At 57.8% G+C, this 17,276-nt stretch carries 13 protein-coding genes; 2 read left to right on the top strand and 11 right to left on the bottom strand.

Going from position 1 to position 17,276, the window contains the following annotated elements; all coding sequences use genetic code 11:
• Nucleotides 1-293: 293 nt before the first annotated feature.
• The 9 genes from HQL52_07835 to HQL52_07795 form a co-directional block, all read right to left on the bottom strand.
• Complete coding sequence (locus HQL52_07835) at nt 294-1,094, bottom strand: 4'-phosphopantetheinyl transferase superfamily protein (protein ID MBF0369348.1); 801 nt, start codon at nt 1,092-1,094, stop codon at nt 294-296.
• A 9-nt stretch (nt 1,095-1,103) separates the two neighbouring features.
• On the bottom strand, nt 1,104-2,549 hold the full coding sequence (locus tag HQL52_07830) for a 2-oxo acid dehydrogenase subunit E2 (protein MBF0369347.1): 1,446 nt from the start codon (nt 2,547-2,549) through the stop codon (nt 1,104-1,106).
• Nucleotides 2,546-4,486 carry a pyruvate dehydrogenase gene (locus HQL52_07825; GenBank protein ID MBF0369346.1) on the bottom strand — a complete coding sequence of 647 codons (1,941 nt, stop codon included), beginning with the start codon at nt 4,484-4,486 and terminating at the stop codon, nt 2,546-2,548. Before HQL52_07825 ends, HQL52_07830 begins: the two co-directional genes overlap by 4 nt.
• A 140-nt stretch (nt 4,487-4,626) precedes the next feature.
• Entirely contained in the window at nt 4,627-5,238 is a 612-nt protein-coding gene (locus tag HQL52_07820) for an acyltransferase (protein MBF0369345.1), read from the bottom strand.
• A gap of 187 nt (nt 5,239-5,425) precedes the next feature.
• Nucleotides 5,426-9,952, bottom strand: coding sequence for a response regulator (locus tag HQL52_07815; protein ID MBF0369344.1), 4,527 nt, complete (start codon nt 9,950-9,952; stop codon nt 5,426-5,428).
• A gap of 58 nt (nt 9,953-10,010) precedes the next feature.
• Nucleotides 10,011-10,997, bottom strand: a complete 987-nt coding sequence (locus tag HQL52_07810; protein MBF0369343.1) for a phosphate/phosphite/phosphonate ABC transporter substrate-binding protein — start codon at nt 10,995-10,997, stop codon at nt 10,011-10,013.
• Nucleotides 10,998-11,013: 16 nt separating this feature from the next.
• Nucleotides 11,014-12,459 carry a porin gene (locus HQL52_07805; GenBank protein ID MBF0369342.1) on the bottom strand — a complete coding sequence of 482 codons (1,446 nt, stop codon included), beginning with the start codon at nt 12,457-12,459 and terminating at the stop codon, nt 11,014-11,016.
• 588 nt (nt 12,460-13,047) lie between these two features.
• Nucleotides 13,048-13,506, bottom strand: coding sequence for a cytochrome c maturation protein CcmE (ccmE, locus tag HQL52_07800; protein ID MBF0369341.1), 459 nt, complete (start codon nt 13,504-13,506; stop codon nt 13,048-13,050).
• Nucleotides 13,490-13,636 (bottom strand): hypothetical protein, encoded by a 147-nt coding sequence (locus HQL52_07795; protein MBF0369340.1) that lies wholly within the window; start codon nt 13,634-13,636, stop codon nt 13,490-13,492. Before HQL52_07795 ends, ccmE begins: the two co-directional genes overlap by 17 nt.
• A 238-nt stretch (nt 13,637-13,874) precedes the next feature.
• Here HQL52_07795 and HQL52_07790 point away from each other — a divergent pair, with 238 nt between their 5' ends.
• Together HQL52_07790 and HQL52_07785 are read left to right on the top strand one after the other, a co-directional pair.
• Nucleotides 13,875-14,666 (top strand): hypothetical protein, encoded by a 792-nt coding sequence (locus HQL52_07790; GenBank protein MBF0369339.1) that lies wholly within the window; start codon nt 13,875-13,877, stop codon nt 14,664-14,666.
• Between the two features lie 135 nt (nt 14,667-14,801).
• On the top strand, nt 14,802-15,653 hold the full coding sequence (locus HQL52_07785) for a hypothetical protein (GenBank protein ID MBF0369338.1): 852 nt from the start codon (nt 14,802-14,804) through the stop codon (nt 15,651-15,653).
• A gap of 40 nt (nt 15,654-15,693) precedes the next feature.
• Here the strand turns inward: HQL52_07785 and HQL52_07780 are convergent, their stop codons facing one another.
• Both HQL52_07780 and HQL52_07775 read right to left on the bottom strand, forming a co-directional pair.
• Nucleotides 15,694-15,867 carry a type II toxin-antitoxin system HicB family antitoxin gene (locus HQL52_07780; protein MBF0369337.1) on the bottom strand — a complete coding sequence of 58 codons (174 nt, stop codon included), beginning with the start codon at nt 15,865-15,867 and terminating at the stop codon, nt 15,694-15,696.
• Nucleotides 15,868-15,880: 13 nt separating this feature from the next.
• Entirely contained in the window at nt 15,881-17,212 is a 1,332-nt protein-coding gene (locus HQL52_07775) for a pentapeptide repeat-containing protein (GenBank protein ID MBF0369336.1), read from the bottom strand.
• Nucleotides 17,213-17,276 lie beyond the last annotated feature (64 nt).

Raw genomic sequence — 17,276 nt, 5'->3', positions numbered from 1 at the left:
TGTGGGGATGACGAGTCAGGGAGCTGATGATTGCCCTCAAAGAAAAACCAAATCTTCAGCAAGGCCGGTATTTTGCTGAAAATGAAATAATATTTGGAAAGTTTCGTGCCAGACGCCCTGGATTCCCGCATTCGCGGGAATGACGAAAAAAGTGCAACGGCATACGTCCAATTCTTGATGTGAATGACTGTATCAGCATGCCTGTTCGATCAGGGGCATATTGCTCAAGAGATGAGAGAAAAAAACCAATCCCACCCAACAGGGATGAACGTCGATTCAATCCAGGATCGGAATCATCCCCCCCAAAGGGCCAAAAGGGAAATCACCAGGGCAGCAACCGACAGGATCAGGGGCGTTTTCCCACCTGTGGATTGAGCTTCAGCGCTCCCCCCGACCACTTTTACCGCCACCCCCACCGCGCTCTTTTCCGAGTGGGAGAGGGAGATCGAAAAGCCGGGATAGGTGGGCCGTCCCTCCCCATCCACCGAAATGCCGATCTGGTTGAAGGGGGTTTGACCCAATCCGTTGTCCGCTTTGACCAAGGCCTCCTTCACCGCAAACCGTCCCGCAAAGGAGGCGATGGGATCGGGCTGTTGCTGGCAATAGGCCATCTCTTCAGGGGTAAAGTTGTCTTTATAAAAAGGGTCCGAGCCATAATCATCCACCCGGCCAAACCGATCCAGCTCTTCCAGATCGATCCCCACCACCACCTCTCCCAAGGGAGCAGATGGGCCACCCGACTCACGGGGGATCAGCGTCGGCGGAGTCGCACCGGAAAAGTGCTGCCGGGAGGTAAATTTATCATCAGGCAAGTCAGCCAAAGCCTCATCCGCTCTGCCCGCTGGAACGCCCCCCCCTTCCTGAAGCCCCGCCACCCGCAACAAATCCCCAAAAGTCTCCACCCCCTTCCACTCCCCGAGGGAAACCGGCACCACCCCTCCCACCGCTGCCAAAAATTGGTGGTAGCGAATGGAGGAGGCACCGATGGCCTGGCGATTGGCCGGGCTCCCTTCATCGATCTCCTGCTCGGAAAGACCGGTAAAGGCGGATAGAATGGCTTTCAGCTGTTGAACCTGCTCTGGATGATTTCCCATGGCCCCCTCCTACCACCCTTCCAGACACAAACGGCAGAGATGTTTGGCCGAACCATCCGGGGTCACCACCTGCAAGAGTCCCACCCCACCATCCCGCTTTTCATCCCGAAGGCTCCTGTGACATCGGTGACAATGAATCGCCATCGTCTCGCTGGCAGGGGCTTGGCCGGTGAAAACCTCCCCATTGAACGCCTCGATCCGCTCTTTCAATGCGCCGAGAAATTCTGCCGCCCGTTTGCCATCCGCCACCCGGTGATCAAAAGTGAGGGAGAGCACCAACCGCCCCAGCCCATCGTCCAGGCTGGAAATCCCCAAGATCGCCGACTGCTGGGCACCGATCAGGGGATTGAACAAAAACACCCCGCTCATGGAAAGATCAGTCAGGGTAAAGGTGATGCCATTCATGTCAGCAGGCTTGAGCTTGCGCTGCATATATTTTTCGACAAGCTCAAAAAGCGCCCCTTCAATTCCCTGAAGAGTAGCCATCGCCTCCCCCGGCACCCCGACCACTTTCAGGCCATCTTCCAGGTTGAGGGCGAGCCCCACCTGCACCTGATCATGAAAGCCGATCCCCTCTTGCCCTCCCAGGAAACGGGCGTTGAACTCCGGAAATTCCCCCAGCAACGCCGGCAACAGTCGAATCACCTCCGGGGCGATGGTGTTGGCGTAGACCGAAAGCTCCCGGGCCATCATCGCCAGGCACCCTTTGGGATCCACCAGGGTGTGGACCTGGCTGTTGAGGCCGGCTGACTGGACCTGCTCCAGGTGGCGTATCTCCGCCTGCTTGGTGGCGGTGAGTGGTTTGACCGTCACGCCGACGGGTGGAGCTGGCGACAGTTCGGTAGCGGGTGTGGCGCCCCTAACAGGTGTGTGTGTGGAAGCTGCTGATGTGGCAGGGACCAGGCCTGCAGCCAGCCGGACATCGTGGACCCGAACAAAATCCCGCCCCTTGAAGGTGTCCCGAGCCAAGCCGGTTTCCTGGATCAACCCCACCGCCTCCCGGGAAAAAACCGGTTCCAGATCACGGATATCCGCTGCAAGGGGGGGAGTGGTCGGTTTGGGGGGAGAAACAGCCGGAGCCGGAGCTGAGGAGACAGCCGAAGCCGTAGCAGCCCCAGAGGAGACCATAGGTGATGCCAGTGGCCCTTGAGGCTCCCCAATGGCAGCATCCCCCTCAGCCAGTGGCCCCTGGGGAGTGGTGACCGGTCCACGCTGAATCCGGGCGATCTCCCGGCCAATGGGGAGTTGATCTTCCAGATGGCAGAGAAGCGCCAGATGACCCGCCTCCCCGGCCACCACCTCCACCACCGCCTTGGAGGTTTCGATCTCGGCGATCAACTCTCCCACTTCAACCCGGCTGCCATGGGCCACCGGTAGCTCCACCACCACCACAAATTCGTCGTTGGCCCCTTCCTGGGGAACCCGCAGGATTTCGAGAAGGTCATCCGCACTCATGTCAGCCACTCCCCAATGGTCCGGAGAATGGCATCATGGCTGGGTAACACCTCCTCTTCCAGGGAGCGGGCGGCTGGAATGGGTGCTGGCAACGCCCCGATTCGCTTGGCCCGGAAGGGGCGTTGGATCTCCTCCGCCACCCGGGCGATGATCTCCGCCCCCAGCCCGGCAAACAGGGTGCCCTCTTCCACCACCACAAGCGCCCCCGTCTCCTCCACCGATTGCAGAATGGGGGTGATATCCAGGGGATGAATCCGGCTGGGAACAATCACCTCCAGGAGCTGTTCATGATCCAAAAAAAGCGGCTCCAGCAGCTCCAGCACCCCGGCCACCATCCCCCCATAGGTGACCACCGTTACATCCGGTTTGGAGAGGGCCGGGGTGATGCGCGCCCAGGGAAAATCACCGCCACTGCGTAAATAACGCCAATGATCCTGACGCTCCCTCAGCACCGGCAAGGCATAATCCCGCTTGTTTTCGATCACGATCACCGGATGCGCCTGAGCCATCACCCCTTCGTAGATCTCCCCCGGATCAAAAAGACGGTTCAACGCCACCACCGATACGTTGTCGATACCGATCAAAAATTTATCCAACGTTTGGGAATGGGTGGGACCATAGCCCCGACCTCCCCCCATGGGGGTGCGAATCACCACCGGGCAGGTGACTTGCCGGTTGTACATGTGGTGAAACTTGGAGGCGTGGTTGATGATCTGGTCCAAGGCCAGGATGATAAAATCCCCAAACATGATCTCAAGCACCGGGCGTTTGCCTGCGAGTGCCAGACCATTGGCAACACCAGCCAACCCCGCCTCGCTGATGGGGGAGCCAAACACCCGGTCGGGGTATTGATCCGACAGCCCCAGAGTCACCTTGAAAGCCCCGCCATAGGGAGAACGAATATCCTCCCCCAAAAGCACGAGATCTTGGTTACGCCCCATCTCCTCCGCCAAAAACCGATTCAGCAGTTTGACCAGGCGCTTCCCCTTGAGATCGGAATCAAAAACCAATTCACGCCACTGGATGGGCTCCGGCTGGGGAGGTATCGGAAAATAGTCGGCTATGGTCATGGGTTGGGCTTGTTCGAGCCCAGCCAGCGTCTGGGCTACCGCCCGGTCTGCAGCCTCCCGAGCCTCCCCAGCGGCCTCTGGTTCTTCCCGGCTCCACAGGGTCAGGGGATCCCGCTCGGCAAAACGGGCGATCTCCCGGGGATCCCGGTTGTCGTCGCCTTTGGAGTGGGGGACCAAACGATAGGTCTCCACCAGATGGAAGGCGGGTTGGCCCTGACTGCGGACATGATCGATGGCCTGTCGTGCCGAGGCAAAAAGCGCTTCCGGCTGTTCCGTACTCCCGGACCAGCTCTCAATACCGAAAGCTTGAGCCCGGGCGACGATATCCCCGGCCAAAGCGCTCTCGGTGGGGGTGGATTGGGCGTAGCGGTTGTTTTCGCAGACGATGAGCAGCGGGATCGACCATTTTGCGATCAGGTTGAGGGTTTCATAAACCACCCCCTCCCCCAAGGTGCCGTCACCGATGAAGACAATGCCGATGTGCGCTTTATCAGAGAGCTTTTCCGCCAGGGCGTGACCCGCCGCAACGGGAACGATCCCCCCTTGAATGCCGTTGGAAAAAAACCGGTTCCAGCAGAGGTGCTGGCTGCCGGAAACCCCACCACACACCCCCTCGCCAAGCCCCATGATCTCCGCCATCAGGCCCCGATGGTGGCCCTTGGCGATGTTGTTGTCGAAAGCCAAAAAGTGGCCGTGGCAGCGATGGTTGGAAAAGATAAAATCCCCCGCCTCAAGCTGCCCGGCAAAGGCCAGGGCCGAAAGCTCCTGCCCCACACAGGTGTGCACCGTGCCCGACAACCGCCCCTGAGAAAAAAGATCCAGAAAGGATTGCTCCACGGTGCGAATGAATTGACCATCCGTGAACACACCCTTGGGGAAAGCCTCATCCCAGGGTGCATTCTTTTGGCCAGCACCCTCTCCAGCTGGGAGAGAGGATCCCTCCCTGGCGGGTCTCTCCGGGGAATTTTCAGGGGGCGTGTCTCGCCTATCGCTGGTATGACCCATGGCTATATCGTCAACTTGGAGATCACCTTGGCCGGAACACCTGCGGCCAGGGAGTTGGGGGGAATATTTTGGGTGACCATACTGCCCAGGCTGATGACAGAATTTTTACCGATCACCACCCCTGGCAGCACCTTGCAGTCGATCCCCATCCAGACATTATCCTCAATGGTGACAGGGGCTCCCTCACCATGCTCGTCGGGCTTGTTCAGCCGGGTATCGGGATCCAGGGCGTGGCCGTGGGAATCCATGATGGTGCAGTTGCTGGATATCCAGACATTCTTGCCCACTGTCACCCGGTGAAAGCTGCGGATGGTGGAGCCGTTGATCATGGCATGGTCACCTATTTCGATGCGCCCCTCCCCCCGGGTGGTCAACACCACCCGGGAAGGGAGAGCTATTTCGTGGTTGGATTGGGCTGAATAGAGCCGCACCCCCATCCCCAGGCGAATCCCCGCTCCCCGGTTGATGATCAGAGGCTTGCCGATCACCCCCACTCCCGGCCCCATTTGCACATCATAAAGCCAGAGTAGCCGGGCCCGAAGCGGAGAGAGGAGCAAATTCCAATATTTTTCCGGGTTTAAAAGAAACTCGGCCAAACGCTGTTTTCCTGTCATGCCAATCATCCTAGATCCGACAGTTAGGCGTATGCGGCTGCTGTAGCCTATTGGTTCGTATAGTGAATTAGGAAAAATCGTGGTGACCTTATTGGTCATGAGATTTTTTCCTGATTTGCTTGACGGATCAAGAGGCTACGGCATGTGTGTATGCCCAACTGCCGGATCTAGGATCATCCCCATGGCCTCACCCTTCTCCCGTCAGGGTGATCTCCAACGCTTCTGCCAGTTGCAAAAGCAGATCCCGCCCTTTGCCAAAATCCAAACGGAATATGCAGGCCTCAAGCTCAGCAATCAACCCTTTCGTCTCATCAGGAACCCCTGCCAGGAGGGGTTTTAAACGACCAAAAACAGTCTGGGCATCCAAACGGGCCTCTTCCAAAGCATCCAACAACGCTGCCATTAAATCAGCCACCTTCTGCCGATCCATCCGCCCCTTGCCTTCGAAGGCTTGCCGCGCCTCATCGGCCTGCTTGGCCTGGGCCTCCTGCATGCGACCAATCCCCTTGATCACAGCTGAAAGCCCCATGTCAAAATCAGCCAGCAGCCCAGGCCAGGTTTCGTGGCGCTCTTCCCGAATAGATACCTCCAAAGCCTGGGCCGCCAGGAAAAGATCCGTAGCGGACAGATTGCCCGCCAACCCCTTGACCGCATGCACCAGATTGGCCCCCCGCAGCAGGTCATCCTGACGACGCCCCCTCAGGCAATCCCGGACCTGTTCGGCGGAGTTGGCAAAATCCCGTTGGAATTCGTAGAGCAGGGAACGAAAAAGATGGTGGTTGCCCCCCAACCGGTTGAGAGCGGCAGGCACATCCACCCCCACCAGATCCTCCGGCACCTGTTGTTCAATCCCCAGGCCGCTGAAGGAATCACCCGCTCTTTTTTTAATCTCCCGCTCCCCCGGCTCGATCCAGGTCATCAGCGTCCCGTAAAGCTCTTTTCTATCGATGGGTTTGGCAATGTGGGCGTCCATTCCAGCCGCCAGGCTCTTTTCCCGATCCCGGTGCATGGCGTGGGCGGTCATGGCGATGATGGGCAGATTCCGACGCTTGGGATTTTCCCGAATTTTCCGAGTGGCGGCATAGCCGTCCATCTGAGGCATCTGAATATCCATCAACACCAGATCATACGCTTCCATCCCCACCATCTGAACCGCTTCCAGACCATTTTCCGCCAGCTCCACCTCCAGGCCGATATTTTCCAGCACCTCCCTGGCCACCTGCTGATTGATGGGATTGTCCTCCACCAACAACACCCGAGCCCCCCCTACCCGCTCAGTCACCCCCGCGCCATCCACCCCCTTCTCTCCCGACCGGTAGAGCTTGGTCAGCTGACGACCAAAAGTCTCCATGATGGTGTCGAACAAAATGGAACAGTTGACCGGTTTGACCAGAGCCTGGGAAAAACCCGACTCCAGGGCCAGATGGCGGATCTCCCCCTCCCGATGGGCTGGCAGCATCAGCACCACCCGAGGGGCTTGTCCCGACAATCCACCTTTGGAAAAGAGGGATTGCAAAGCCAAGGCGGTCTCAATGCCATCACCATCGGACATGAACCAATCCACCATGGCCAATTGATAGGGGGATTCCTCCTCACGCCTGAGTGCAGCCAAAGCGGCCTCGGTGGAATCCACCCCGTGGGCCGAAAAAGTCAACGCCCCCAACATCTCCACCAACACCTTGCGGGTGGCGGGATTGCGATCCACCACCAGGACGTTGAGGGGAGCAAAATCCTCAGGTGGCGTCAGATGCGGCCCTTCCCCCGCCACCTGGCGGGCAAAATGGGCGGTAAAGTTAAAAATACTCCCCTCCCGGGGCACGCTCTCCGCCTGGATACGCCCCCCCATCATCTCCACCAGCCGTTTGCAGATGGCCAAACCCAGACCAGTACCACCAAATTTACGGGTGGTGGAAGCGTCCGCCTGGGTAAAAGGAGAGAAGAGCTTTTCCATCTGCTCCCGGCTCATGCCCATACCGGTATCCCGAACGAAAAAGGCCAGCAGCACCCCCTCCTCCGAGGCCATCACCGTGGTCACCCCCAACTCCACCTCACCCGCTTCGGTAAATTTGAGGGCGTTGGCGGTGAGGTTGATCAAAACCTGCTCCAGGCGCAGCTGATCCCCGGTGATCCGATAACGACACGCATCGGAAAGGCTCAGGATCAACTCAACCCCCTGTTCAGCCGCCTGATTACGAAAAAGATCCGCCAGGTGATCAAAAACATCCCGGAGATAAAAATCGCTCTGCTCCAACTCCAAACGCCCCGCTTCGATCTTGGAAAAATCGAGTATGTCGTTCAAAATTCTCAGCAGAGAGTGAGACGCATGGGCGATCTTGGTGAGATAGTCCCGTCCCTTGGGAGAAATCTCCGCTTGCAGAGCCAGATCGGTCAGGCCGATGACGGCATTCATGGGGGTGCGAATTTCATGGCTCATGTTGGCCAAAAATTCGCTCTTGGCGCTGTCCGCAGCCTCGGCAATGGCTTTTTCCGCCCGCAAGCGGGATTCGGCCAGCTTGCGCTCCATGATCTCCATGGCATTTTGCCGCAGCTGCACATGGGCGTAAATCCGAGCCCTCAGCTCCTCCCGATGGAAGGGTTTGGAGACATAATCCACCGCCCCCAACTCAAACGCCCGGGTGATGGCCGGAATCTGATCCTTGGCCGAAAGCACGATCACCGGTGGAATCCGGTGGGTCGCCTGCTCCTTTTTCCAGGCGTTCAAGACATCATACCCCGAAAGCCCCGGCATCATCAGATCCAACAAAATCAGGTCGTAGGGACGAGCGCGAATTTTTTCCAGACCTTCTGCTCCCGTAGCCGCCTCAGCCACATGAAAATCCCGCCCCAGATTGGCCCGCACCACCTCCCGGTTGATGGGATCGTCATCCACCACCAGGATGGTATAGAGGGGTTTCCAATCCACCTCCTCCTCCGGGGAGATCTCCAGCAACGTCGAGGGGGGGTGAATACTTGGATTGGAAGGTTCTGAAGAAGCCGATGCCAAAGCTGGATCCCCTTCCAAAGCCAATGGGTCGGCACTGGCAGCCTCAGTGTCGGGAGAATCTCCAGACAACTCCCCAGGCTGAAGGATGGCCGCCTCTTTGAGCACCATCGGCCCCGCCACCAGAGAGATCGGCCCCTCCACTGGAGTGGGCATCCCCGGCTTTGGCGGCCAGAGAGCCAGCAGATCCTCTTTGGCCACCCCCTCTCCCACAGGCAAAAGAACGGTAAAGGTGGAACCCCGCTTGGGAACGCTTTCCAGATGCACTGCCCCCTGGAGCACCCCCACCGCCCGTTTCATGATGGCCAACCCCAATCCGGAACCTTCATAAAGGCGTCGTTCGGATTCAAACCCCTGCTGAAAGCGATCAAACACCTTGTCGTGGAGTTCCTTGGGAATACCGATACCGGTATCCGCCACAGAGAGAGCCACCCCCACCTCTCCCAGAGCCTGGGCTTGAACCCGCACCAAACCCCGATGGGTAAACTTGACGGCATTGCCCACCAGGTTCATGAGGATCGTTTCCAGCTGATCCGGATCGGTGTGCAGGGTTAAATTTTCCGGGGCCTGATATTGCAGAGAGATCTGTTTTTCCCGGGCCTGGTATTCAAACGTTTCCAGAAAATGAGCCAGCCACCCCCGAATGGAAATCTTTTCCATCCGGCCAGAGGAGGCACCAGCCGGTGAAAAGGCCAAAATTTGCAGGGTCAGTTTTAACAGGCGATCTGCGGAATCAACCACCTGGGTGATCGGTTTATCAAGCGCCTGGGGCACCTTCCCATAAGCCCCGTCCCCCATGGCCCGCCCCAGTCCCAGAATGCCGTTCAGGGGGGTCTTGAACTCGTGGGTGACATTGGCCAAAAAATCATCCTTCATCCGGTCGAGGGCTTTCAACTCCTCGTTTTGCCGCTGAATTTCGTGGTAGGAATGTCCCAAATCCCGGCGCATCACATCCAGAGCCCCTGCCAGCTGCCCCAGCTCATCTTGCCGTTCCAGGGTGATGGCTGTCTCCAGATCCCCCTGACCCAACGCTTCGGCCTGCTTGGCCAGCTTGCCGATGGGGCGGCTCAAACCCCGGGCCACCCACACCGCCATGACGATGCCAAGCCCGGTCAATAGCAGGGTGATCAGCGCAATGGCGATGAGGTTACCCTTGAGGCCTGCGGTTTTGATCTCACCGATCCCCTCTCGCATGGCGTCGATCCGGCCTGTAATGCGTGCCAGGGAAAAAGCAACCCGAACCCCCCCCAGATTTTCCTCAGCCAATTGCACAGGCATGAAAAAAACCATCCTCTGCGGCTCTTCCAATACCTTCAAATCGGTAAGCGCCAAAAGGGCTGGAGTGATGTCGTCGATGGTTTTGCCATAGGAGGGAATCTCCGCCTGGCCATCATGAACAACACGCCCCCGGGGGTCATAGAGCACAATCTCCAATACATCTTCCCGCTCCCGGGCGGCAGCAATCAACTCCGATACCGTCTCCATGTCGTATTGATAAACCGGATTGACCAGATTATCGGCCAAAACCCGGGTCAGGAGTTCCCCCCTCTGGCGCAACTGCTCCCGGAGCATGGGGGCCACGGAATCGGCACTCAGGGTGGTGACCTGATGCATCGATTCCCGAAACTGCATCAAGAGCGCCCCCGCTACCACCAACGTGGCAGAGATCACCAGTCCCAGGATAATCAAGGTATAGCGATGCCGCAGGGTCATGGGATGAAGATCCTTCGTCCTGGCCTTCGTCCTGGAAGCCGTGGTGGGGAATCGTTGATCATTGATCCGTCGCTTTATTCAAAAGAGGCCACAATCGGTAGGCTGGGGCCATCAAAGCCTCGACACCACCGGAAAAATCATCAAAACGGGAGGTTTTGTTATAACCTTTCAGCGCTTTGACTCCTTCCGGATCGAGATGGGCCTGCAAAAGAAGCTCTTTGAGCCCCGCCTTAACCGCTGGATCGAGCCCCCCCCGAACCAACTCGACCCCTCTGGGAAAAGAGTCGGTGCGATGAAAAATCCGCAGCTGTTTTTTAATCCCCTCCGGCACCCGTTCAGAATCATGCCAGTCCAGATTGCTCACCGCCCCGGCATCCGCCAATCCCCGGGAGACCCAGGTGACCACGTTGATCTCTCCCCCGGCGAAGGCATATCCCACCTGGTGCGCAGCTGGACTCTCCCGAGGGGTATTTAATTCCACCAACTCCAAATTTTCCTCAAGCAGGGTCGCCGCTGGCACCTGAAAAGCGGAGGTGGAACCGGCATCCTCAAAAGCGATCCGGCGACCTTTGAGATCAGCCAGGCTTTGAATGGGAGAATCGATGCGGGTGATAAAAACCGTATGATATTCCGCCACCCCCCCCTTCCAGCGGCGCAGCAACAATTGAGCCCCACTGCGTTCCCGAAATTCCAAGGCTGAAAAGGCCGACTCAGAGACCCAATCCACCCGCCCCTCAGCCAGATAACGTTGCATCTGGGCATTATCCCGGGCAAAAACCACCCGCCCCTGGCGAATGCCTGCCCGGGCCAGATGAGGAACCACATAGTTGACCATCCCCCGAAGCCCCTCGATATGCTTTTTGGGACGATTGGTCACCCGACCGATCACCAGGGTTTCAGCGCGTTTTTCCCCTTGCTTGAGGCCAGGCGCTTCCCCTCGAATTTCCTCAGCCAAGGCAGGCCCCACCGCCATCAGCAACAGCCACGCAAGCCCCGTTGCGAAGAACACCCTCCCAGACCCAGCCATCCCCTGCCAATGCGTCATGGCCCTCTCCAACTCCTTAAAAATCAACCTGCATGCGCATCTGGAAAATATCAGGATCGTCGTTGCCCGCCACCTCATCGGTATCCACCAGGATATAGTTGGCCATCAGGCGAATTTGCGGATTGAGATACCAGTTGAGCCCCAAGGTGATGTTATCCTCTTCTCCCCCCGCCACCCCGACATCGTTCAGATCCATCAGGCTGTAGCGGGCGGCCAGTTCCCAGGCCCCGAAGCCCCCCTGATCGAGGTTAAAGTCACGCTCCGGCTTCACCCGGCCAAATTCCCCGGCATCCCCTTCATAGAGCCGGGACTCCCCGGTCAAAAACCAGCTGGCATAGCCGTAGGCGCCGTTGAGGCTGGCCGTCGGGTTGAGATCCCGCTTCACATCCGCCCAGATGGCCTCTCCCTGGAGGGAAAAGGCCCCCCAAACCAACGCCGCTTCCAATCCCAGCAGGCTGTGATGATCCACATCCATCATTTCCGCCTCGATCAAGGCGGGAATCATGTGGGCATCCGGATGGGGGCCAAAGCTCACCTCACCATCGTCGTTATCAAGCCAGGCCAGGCCCAACCCCAGATGCAGCACCCTCCCCTCTGCCAAAACCGGTGCCCAGGCCAACCGACTGCTCACCCCCCACGCCTCATTGCGATCATCTCCCGAGTCGGCATCCTCGCCAAAGAGCGCCCCGCCCCAAAACCAGTTATCCCCATGGCTGGAGAGGTTGACGCCGATGCCATATCCCGGAGCCAATTCATTGGGCATGGCCCGCTCCATGAAGGTGATATATTTGGAGCTGGTGCTCTCTTCCAGGCTGAAGGGGGTTTTAAACTGACCCATCTGGAGGCCAAACCGCTCCCAGCCATCATACCCCAACCACATATCCTTGAGATCCACCTCGTTGTCGGAAAACTCGATCTGACTCTTGAATGTCCAGTCGTCGTAGAGTCGGCCTTTCAGATGCAATCGAACCCGGCGAAATTCGGTGCCATCCAGAAGATCGGTTTGGTCGTCGTTGGCAAACACCGCATCCGCCATGATCCGACCACCAAGCTTGGCTTGAAAATCGCCATCCCCTGAGGTGACCTTGATCCCCCCTTTGGTCTTGATTTCCACCCCTTTGACATCAGAGCGGCCCCCTTTTGGGGTGGTTTCCCTGGAATTTTTTGACGGGGCTGCCTCGGCCTGGTGGGTTGTGATGGCCGGTGTTTGGGATGCGGCGGAATGTTCAGAAAACCCAGGCTTGGCCGTGGGGGGAGGATCAGAAGGGGGGGGAGCGGCCTCATCGGGGGTGCGGGCCGCTTCGGTGAGGAGTTCATATTGGGCCTGGGTCAGGCTACCGTTATCCCGCAGATAGCCGATCAGTTGCAGGAGTTTGGCTTCACCCGCCCAACCACCCCCAGGCACGCCCAGCAGCAAAGCCCCAAGCAGAAGAGCCGCCCACCCCGGCATCGGCTTGTTCATCTTCCCTCCCCTTTTGGACGTAAAACGCCCCTCCCGGAGACCTCGGCACTCTTCCTCCGAAGAGTTCGATCCGAAGCCATTCCGGCTTGCTTCCAGAGGCCGCATTCCTGACGCTTCTCCCCACCAAACCGATGGAACTCAAACCCGATAAACACGCTCCAAAGAGATAGGAGAAGGATGGAATCCGGCGTTTTTCTGAGTTGCTATTCCCCCGGCTTCACGCCAGGATAGCCCTCCCTATGGCTTAGGATATCCCCAAGTATAGAAAATGGGGTGAATAATTGCGACTGATTGAGGAGAAAACCATGAACGCCAACCTGCTGCTTTGGTTCTTTGTTGTGATCGTGCCCGTTTTGGTCATTGTGACCCTCTCCCGCAACTCAAAAAAAACCAGCTCCCAGGATGAATCCTCGCCTTCAAACCAATAGCACCATCCAACCAGACAGGACCGCGCTCTCAAGAATATTGGGTGGAGGGAAAGCGTCTCCCACACCTATAAAAAAAGCCAGCCCCGTCAAGAGAGCTGGCTTTTTTTATGATCTGGCAGTTGGGTGATTCATCCTCCCAACACGCTGTCAGGGAAAAACCCTACTGTAGAGACTTGAGGATCGACTCCTTGGCTTTGGAAATCCCCTCCTCGCTCATCTCCACCGGGATATAATCTTCGGAGTGCTTGGCCAAAATGGTCGAGGCGACAAAATCCTGTCCCGGCTGCCAAACCCCCTCCACCACAACCCCCTGCCCTTCCCGGAACAGATCCGGCACCATGCCTTCATACTTGACCGGAATGAGCAGATGGCCATCGGTCACCTGAAAGCGAATCTTCAGGGAATCAGGCGCCTTTTCCAGAGTGCCCTCCTGCACCATGCCGCCGATGCGAATCTTTTGCCCGATGAATTCACCGGATTTGGCCTGAATCTCCGTGGGAGTGTGAAAATAGACCAGGGAGCCGGTGAAAGAGGTGAAGACCAGGGTGATCAGCGCGCCTCCCACCGCCAGGAGGGTCAAGACCATAAAGATCCGCTTGTTTTTATTGGGAGGGTTCATGGGAATCCATCTCCTCCTGCAACTGTTTTTCCGCCTGACGCAGGCGCATCTGCCACAGCAGCGTCAAGCCGCCATAAACCGCCAGCGCGATCCCATAGACCGCCGTCACATATCCCGAATAGTCAGCCATTACGCCTCTTTATTCACAAGTTTCAGGCCCGCTGCACCCAGGCCCCATTTCCCGTTTGATTCCGCTTATCAGCATAGGGTTTCATGGGAAGTAAAATCAACGGTCTTGCTTGCCCAAAATCCACCCAACCCTGCGCCATTCCCCCGGATGACCCCCAAACCCGTTTGACACAACCCTTTCCCGACCGATAAAAATCAGATCATCCAATGAGAGCCCCACTCCCTTTACGGAGCTTGCCATGGCCACCATCTGCCCCCAGTGCCAATACCAAAGGCAACCCGCCGACACCGGCCCCGCCTACGAATGCCCCCAGTGTGGGGTGATCTATAAAAAAGCCCAGGCGAGCAAGGATAAGCGGGAGAAGGAGGCCTGGCGCAAAACCGCCAGCAAAGGACCGCCTGCCGGCTCCAAAATTCGCGGCCCCGGCAGCCGGGACAGCTCCCCGTGGGTCACCAAAATGCTCATCTGGGGCCTCATGGGTGGGGCTCTGGCTACCGGCTTTTGGGATCAGATTACCGGGACCTATCTCAAAAACAGTCTCGCCGAGTGGCAAACCTTCAACAGCTCCGAGCTAAACCGTCGCCTCACGGTGGAGCTGCCCTGCTCCCCTGAACCGGAAAAAAATCACGACAATTCCCAGTTTATGGAAGCCCTGGAAAAATTCCCCCCCATCCAGCATTGCGAAGTGCTGGATTTTAAAACCGGGCTGGCCTACATGAAGATGAAACCTGACTGGACCATCGATCTGAACCGCTGGGTGGAGAATGTCATCAAGCTCTATATCCAGCAACACATGGGTGGAGTGACCGATCGCAAGATCAATCTGGAAGAGATCACCTTCCAAAACTATCCGGCCTTCGAGGGTAACGTTGATTTTAAGGTGTGGGGTCGCAGCCATCGATTGGAAGCGATGGCGATTCAGGATAAACAGGAGCTGTGGATGGTGCTGGTGGGCATCATGGACGATCCCAACCGCCGGGAGATGAGCCAGCGTCTCTTCGAGTCGGTGGATATTTCCCGAAAAAAATAATCAACCCGTCGAAGCGGGGCGCACAATAATTACGATTATACCATAACCCGCCTTCGACTGATTTGACTCTTCACGTTCTGATCCGATAAAAACGAAAGAGATATATTATGTGTAACCTCTCTTTCAGAGTCAGCCATGTCCATCGTCTGCCCCCAATGCCACTATCAACGCCGACCCCGGGATAACGCCCCCGCCTACGAATGCCCCAAGTGCAAAGTCGCCTATATCATCGCCCGGATGAACAAGGAACGGCAGGAAAAGGAGCGGTTGATTCAGACCACCGGCAAAGGGCTTTCCCCCGGAGGTTCTGTTCGAGGTCATGAGGGCGTCACCGATATTCAAAGACCCACCGGAAAACGCTCATGGGCTCCCGGCAAATGGAAAACCCCGCTGTTGTGGCGTGTCATACTGGTATTGAGCCTCACGGGCGCTCTCTACCTTGTTTTCCGTGATCATTTGACCAGACATCTGCTCAAGGAAGAGACCGTCTGGCATATCGTCACCTACCCCGAGGTCACTCCGCACCTGACGCTGGAAGCGCCCTGCACACCCGACCGGAACACAATCTACACCCCCATCGAAAGGACATTCAAAGACAAGCGATTGCGGCTCTATCAGTGTCTCATACCCCGGTTCAAAATCACCCTGGGCCACATCCGGATGAGATCCAACAGAGCCGTCGATGACAACACCCCCTTCATACGCCTGATGGAAAATCTCGGTGAGGAGTTGATCCAAAACCATCGAGGGGAGTGGCGCATCGACTTTGAATTGATCGATATGAAAGAGATCACCTTTCGGAATTATCCAGCCTTCGAAGGCGGCACCCTATACCAGGTGAGACAGAAAAAATATCACCTGCAGATATTGGGAATCTTGGATAAAAACACCCTTTGGTTTGTGATGGTCAACTTCAGGGACGAACCCAACCGCCGAGAAATGAGCCGACGCCTCTTCGAATCGGTGGATATCTCCCGAAAGCGCTGAATGGACAGAAAATACAGACTGGAATGGGAAAGAAAGACGCTTACCCGGCAGCCCGCCCCCATTCCACCGGCTCCGGATACAACTCTATCGCCTCACGGATATTGCGAACCGCTTCTTCCCGACTTTCTCCCTCACTGATGCAGCCGGGCAGAGCAGGGACTGTGACCGTATACCCTCCTTCATCAGAGGGTTCTAAAACGGCTGTCCGTTTCACACCACCCCCTTGATTACAGATAATCCGGTAGCGCCGTCTTTTCGTTGGTGATCGCCTCTTCCATCTGCTTGGAGGTGAGATCCAGAGCTTCGCCCAGATTGGCTTCTTCGAGACGGGCGGTCCAGAGATTGACCCCCTTCAGTTGCGCCCCCCAAAGACGAGCGCCCCTCAGGTTGGCCTTGCGCAGGTCGGCATTTTTCAGGTTGGCCTTCCACAAATTGGCATCCTCCAGATCCGCTCCCAGCAGGCTGGCCCCCTCCATGGTGGCTTCCATCAGGTCAGCCCCGCGTAGTTTGGCCCCCCACATCCGGGTGCGGGTCAAATCCGCCTCTCCCAGGTCCGCCCCATCCAGGTGGGCTTTTTCAAAGTCGGTATCCGAAAGTCTCGCTCCCCGGAGCACCGTGCCGATCAGATAGGACTCCTTCAGCTCCACCTCTCGCAGATCGGCATTTTCCAGATCGGCATCATCCAGATGCGCCCGCTCCAGATCCGCTCCCCGCAGGTTGGCGCTCTCCAGGCGCGCCCCCTCCAGATGGGCATCTTCCAAATTCACATCTTCCAGGTTCGCCCCGGCCAGATCCGCTCCCCGAAGATCACTGCGGCTGAGATCCAAACGCACCGTCCGGCCCTTTTCCCAGCTCCGGTCGCGCTCCACCAGCAGGGTCAAAGCGGTCTGAATGTCAGCGGAAGGTCTGCGGGGCTGCACCCACTCGGCGCTCTCCCCCTCCTCCCCTTCCAACGCCGCCCGATCCGACTCCTTGGGAGGCCAGGGGGCCGTGCCACGGATAAAGCCGGATAGAATTTCCAGGATCAAAAAGTGATGGGTCTCAGCCTCCTCCCGGGCGATGCGCTCCAGGATATGCACTCCCCCCAAACGCACCGCACTCTGATCGCTACCCAAAAGCGCCACCGCCTGGGTCAACCGATCACTGAGCAGCCCCTCTCGGGCGGTGCGGGCCTGGTGCGCCAGGGCACCCGCCGAACGATCCGCCGAGACCGTCCACCAGATCAAAAAGGGCATGAGCAACGAGAGCCCCAAGGCCAGGAAAGTCCCCACCGGCCCGGCATTCTGCAAATATCCGGCAGCGTCACGGCCCATCAAAAAATAGAGGGAGCCGGTGCTGTCAAGCCCCTGCCAAAAGGGCAGCTCATCCATCAGGTTGGGCAGGACAGCCAAAAAAAGCACCCCGGCAATCCCCACCCCTGAGACCACCACGCCGATCTTGAAGAGTGCCACGACCAATCCTGCCAGACGCCCCAGCAGTGCCGGAATCCGACCCACCCCGGAACCGATAGCGCTCCCAAGCCCAACCATCCCTTTTTTCAGTCGATCCATCACGCTCACCTCCCCCTCCAGCTTCAACCCCGGCCCAACTGCAGGCCTCCCAATCAGGCCAACCATCCCAGCC

This window comes from Magnetococcales bacterium (assembly GCA_015232395.1).
In the GTDB taxonomy this organism is placed as follows: Bacteria; Pseudomonadota; Magnetococcia; order Magnetococcales; family JADFZT01; genus JADFZT01.
The sequence above is the reverse complement of the archived record's forward strand: the minus strand, read 5'-3'. Positions and strand labels throughout refer to the sequence as shown.

What these genes read in the sequence shown, in the direction of transcription:
- HQL52_07785 (MBF0369338.1), top strand. Translation starts at nt 14,802, where the DNA reads ATGTCCATCGTCTGCCCCCAATGCCACTATCAACGCCGACCCCGGGAT.
- HQL52_07805 (MBF0369342.1), bottom strand. Translation starts at nt 12,459, where the DNA reads ATGAACAAGCCGATGCCGGGGTGGGCGGCTCTTCTGCTTGGGGCTTTG.
- HQL52_07795 (MBF0369340.1), bottom strand. Translation starts at nt 13,636, where the DNA reads ATGGCTGACTATTCGGGATATGTGACGGCGGTCTATGGGATCGCGCTG.
- HQL52_07790 (MBF0369339.1), top strand. Translation starts at nt 13,875, where the DNA reads ATGGCCACCATCTGCCCCCAGTGCCAATACCAAAGGCAACCCGCCGAC.
- HQL52_07810 (MBF0369343.1), bottom strand. Translation starts at nt 10,997, where the DNA reads ATGACGCATTGGCAGGGGATGGCTGGGTCTGGGAGGGTGTTCTTCGCA.
- ccmE (MBF0369341.1), bottom strand. Translation starts at nt 13,506, where the DNA reads ATGAACCCTCCCAATAAAAACAAGCGGATCTTTATGGTCTTGACCCTC.
- HQL52_07835 (MBF0369348.1), bottom strand. Translation starts at nt 1,094, where the DNA reads ATGGGAAATCATCCAGAGCAGGTTCAACAGCTGAAAGCCATTCTATCC.
- HQL52_07820 (MBF0369345.1), bottom strand. Translation starts at nt 5,238, where the DNA reads ATGACAGGAAAACAGCGTTTGGCCGAGTTTCTTTTAAACCCGGAAAAA.
- HQL52_07815 (MBF0369344.1), bottom strand. Translation starts at nt 9,952, where the DNA reads ATGACCCTGCGGCATCGCTATACCTTGATTATCCTGGGACTGGTGATC.
- HQL52_07830 (MBF0369347.1), bottom strand. Translation starts at nt 2,549, where the DNA reads ATGAGTGCGGATGACCTTCTCGAAATCCTGCGGGTTCCCCAGGAAGGG.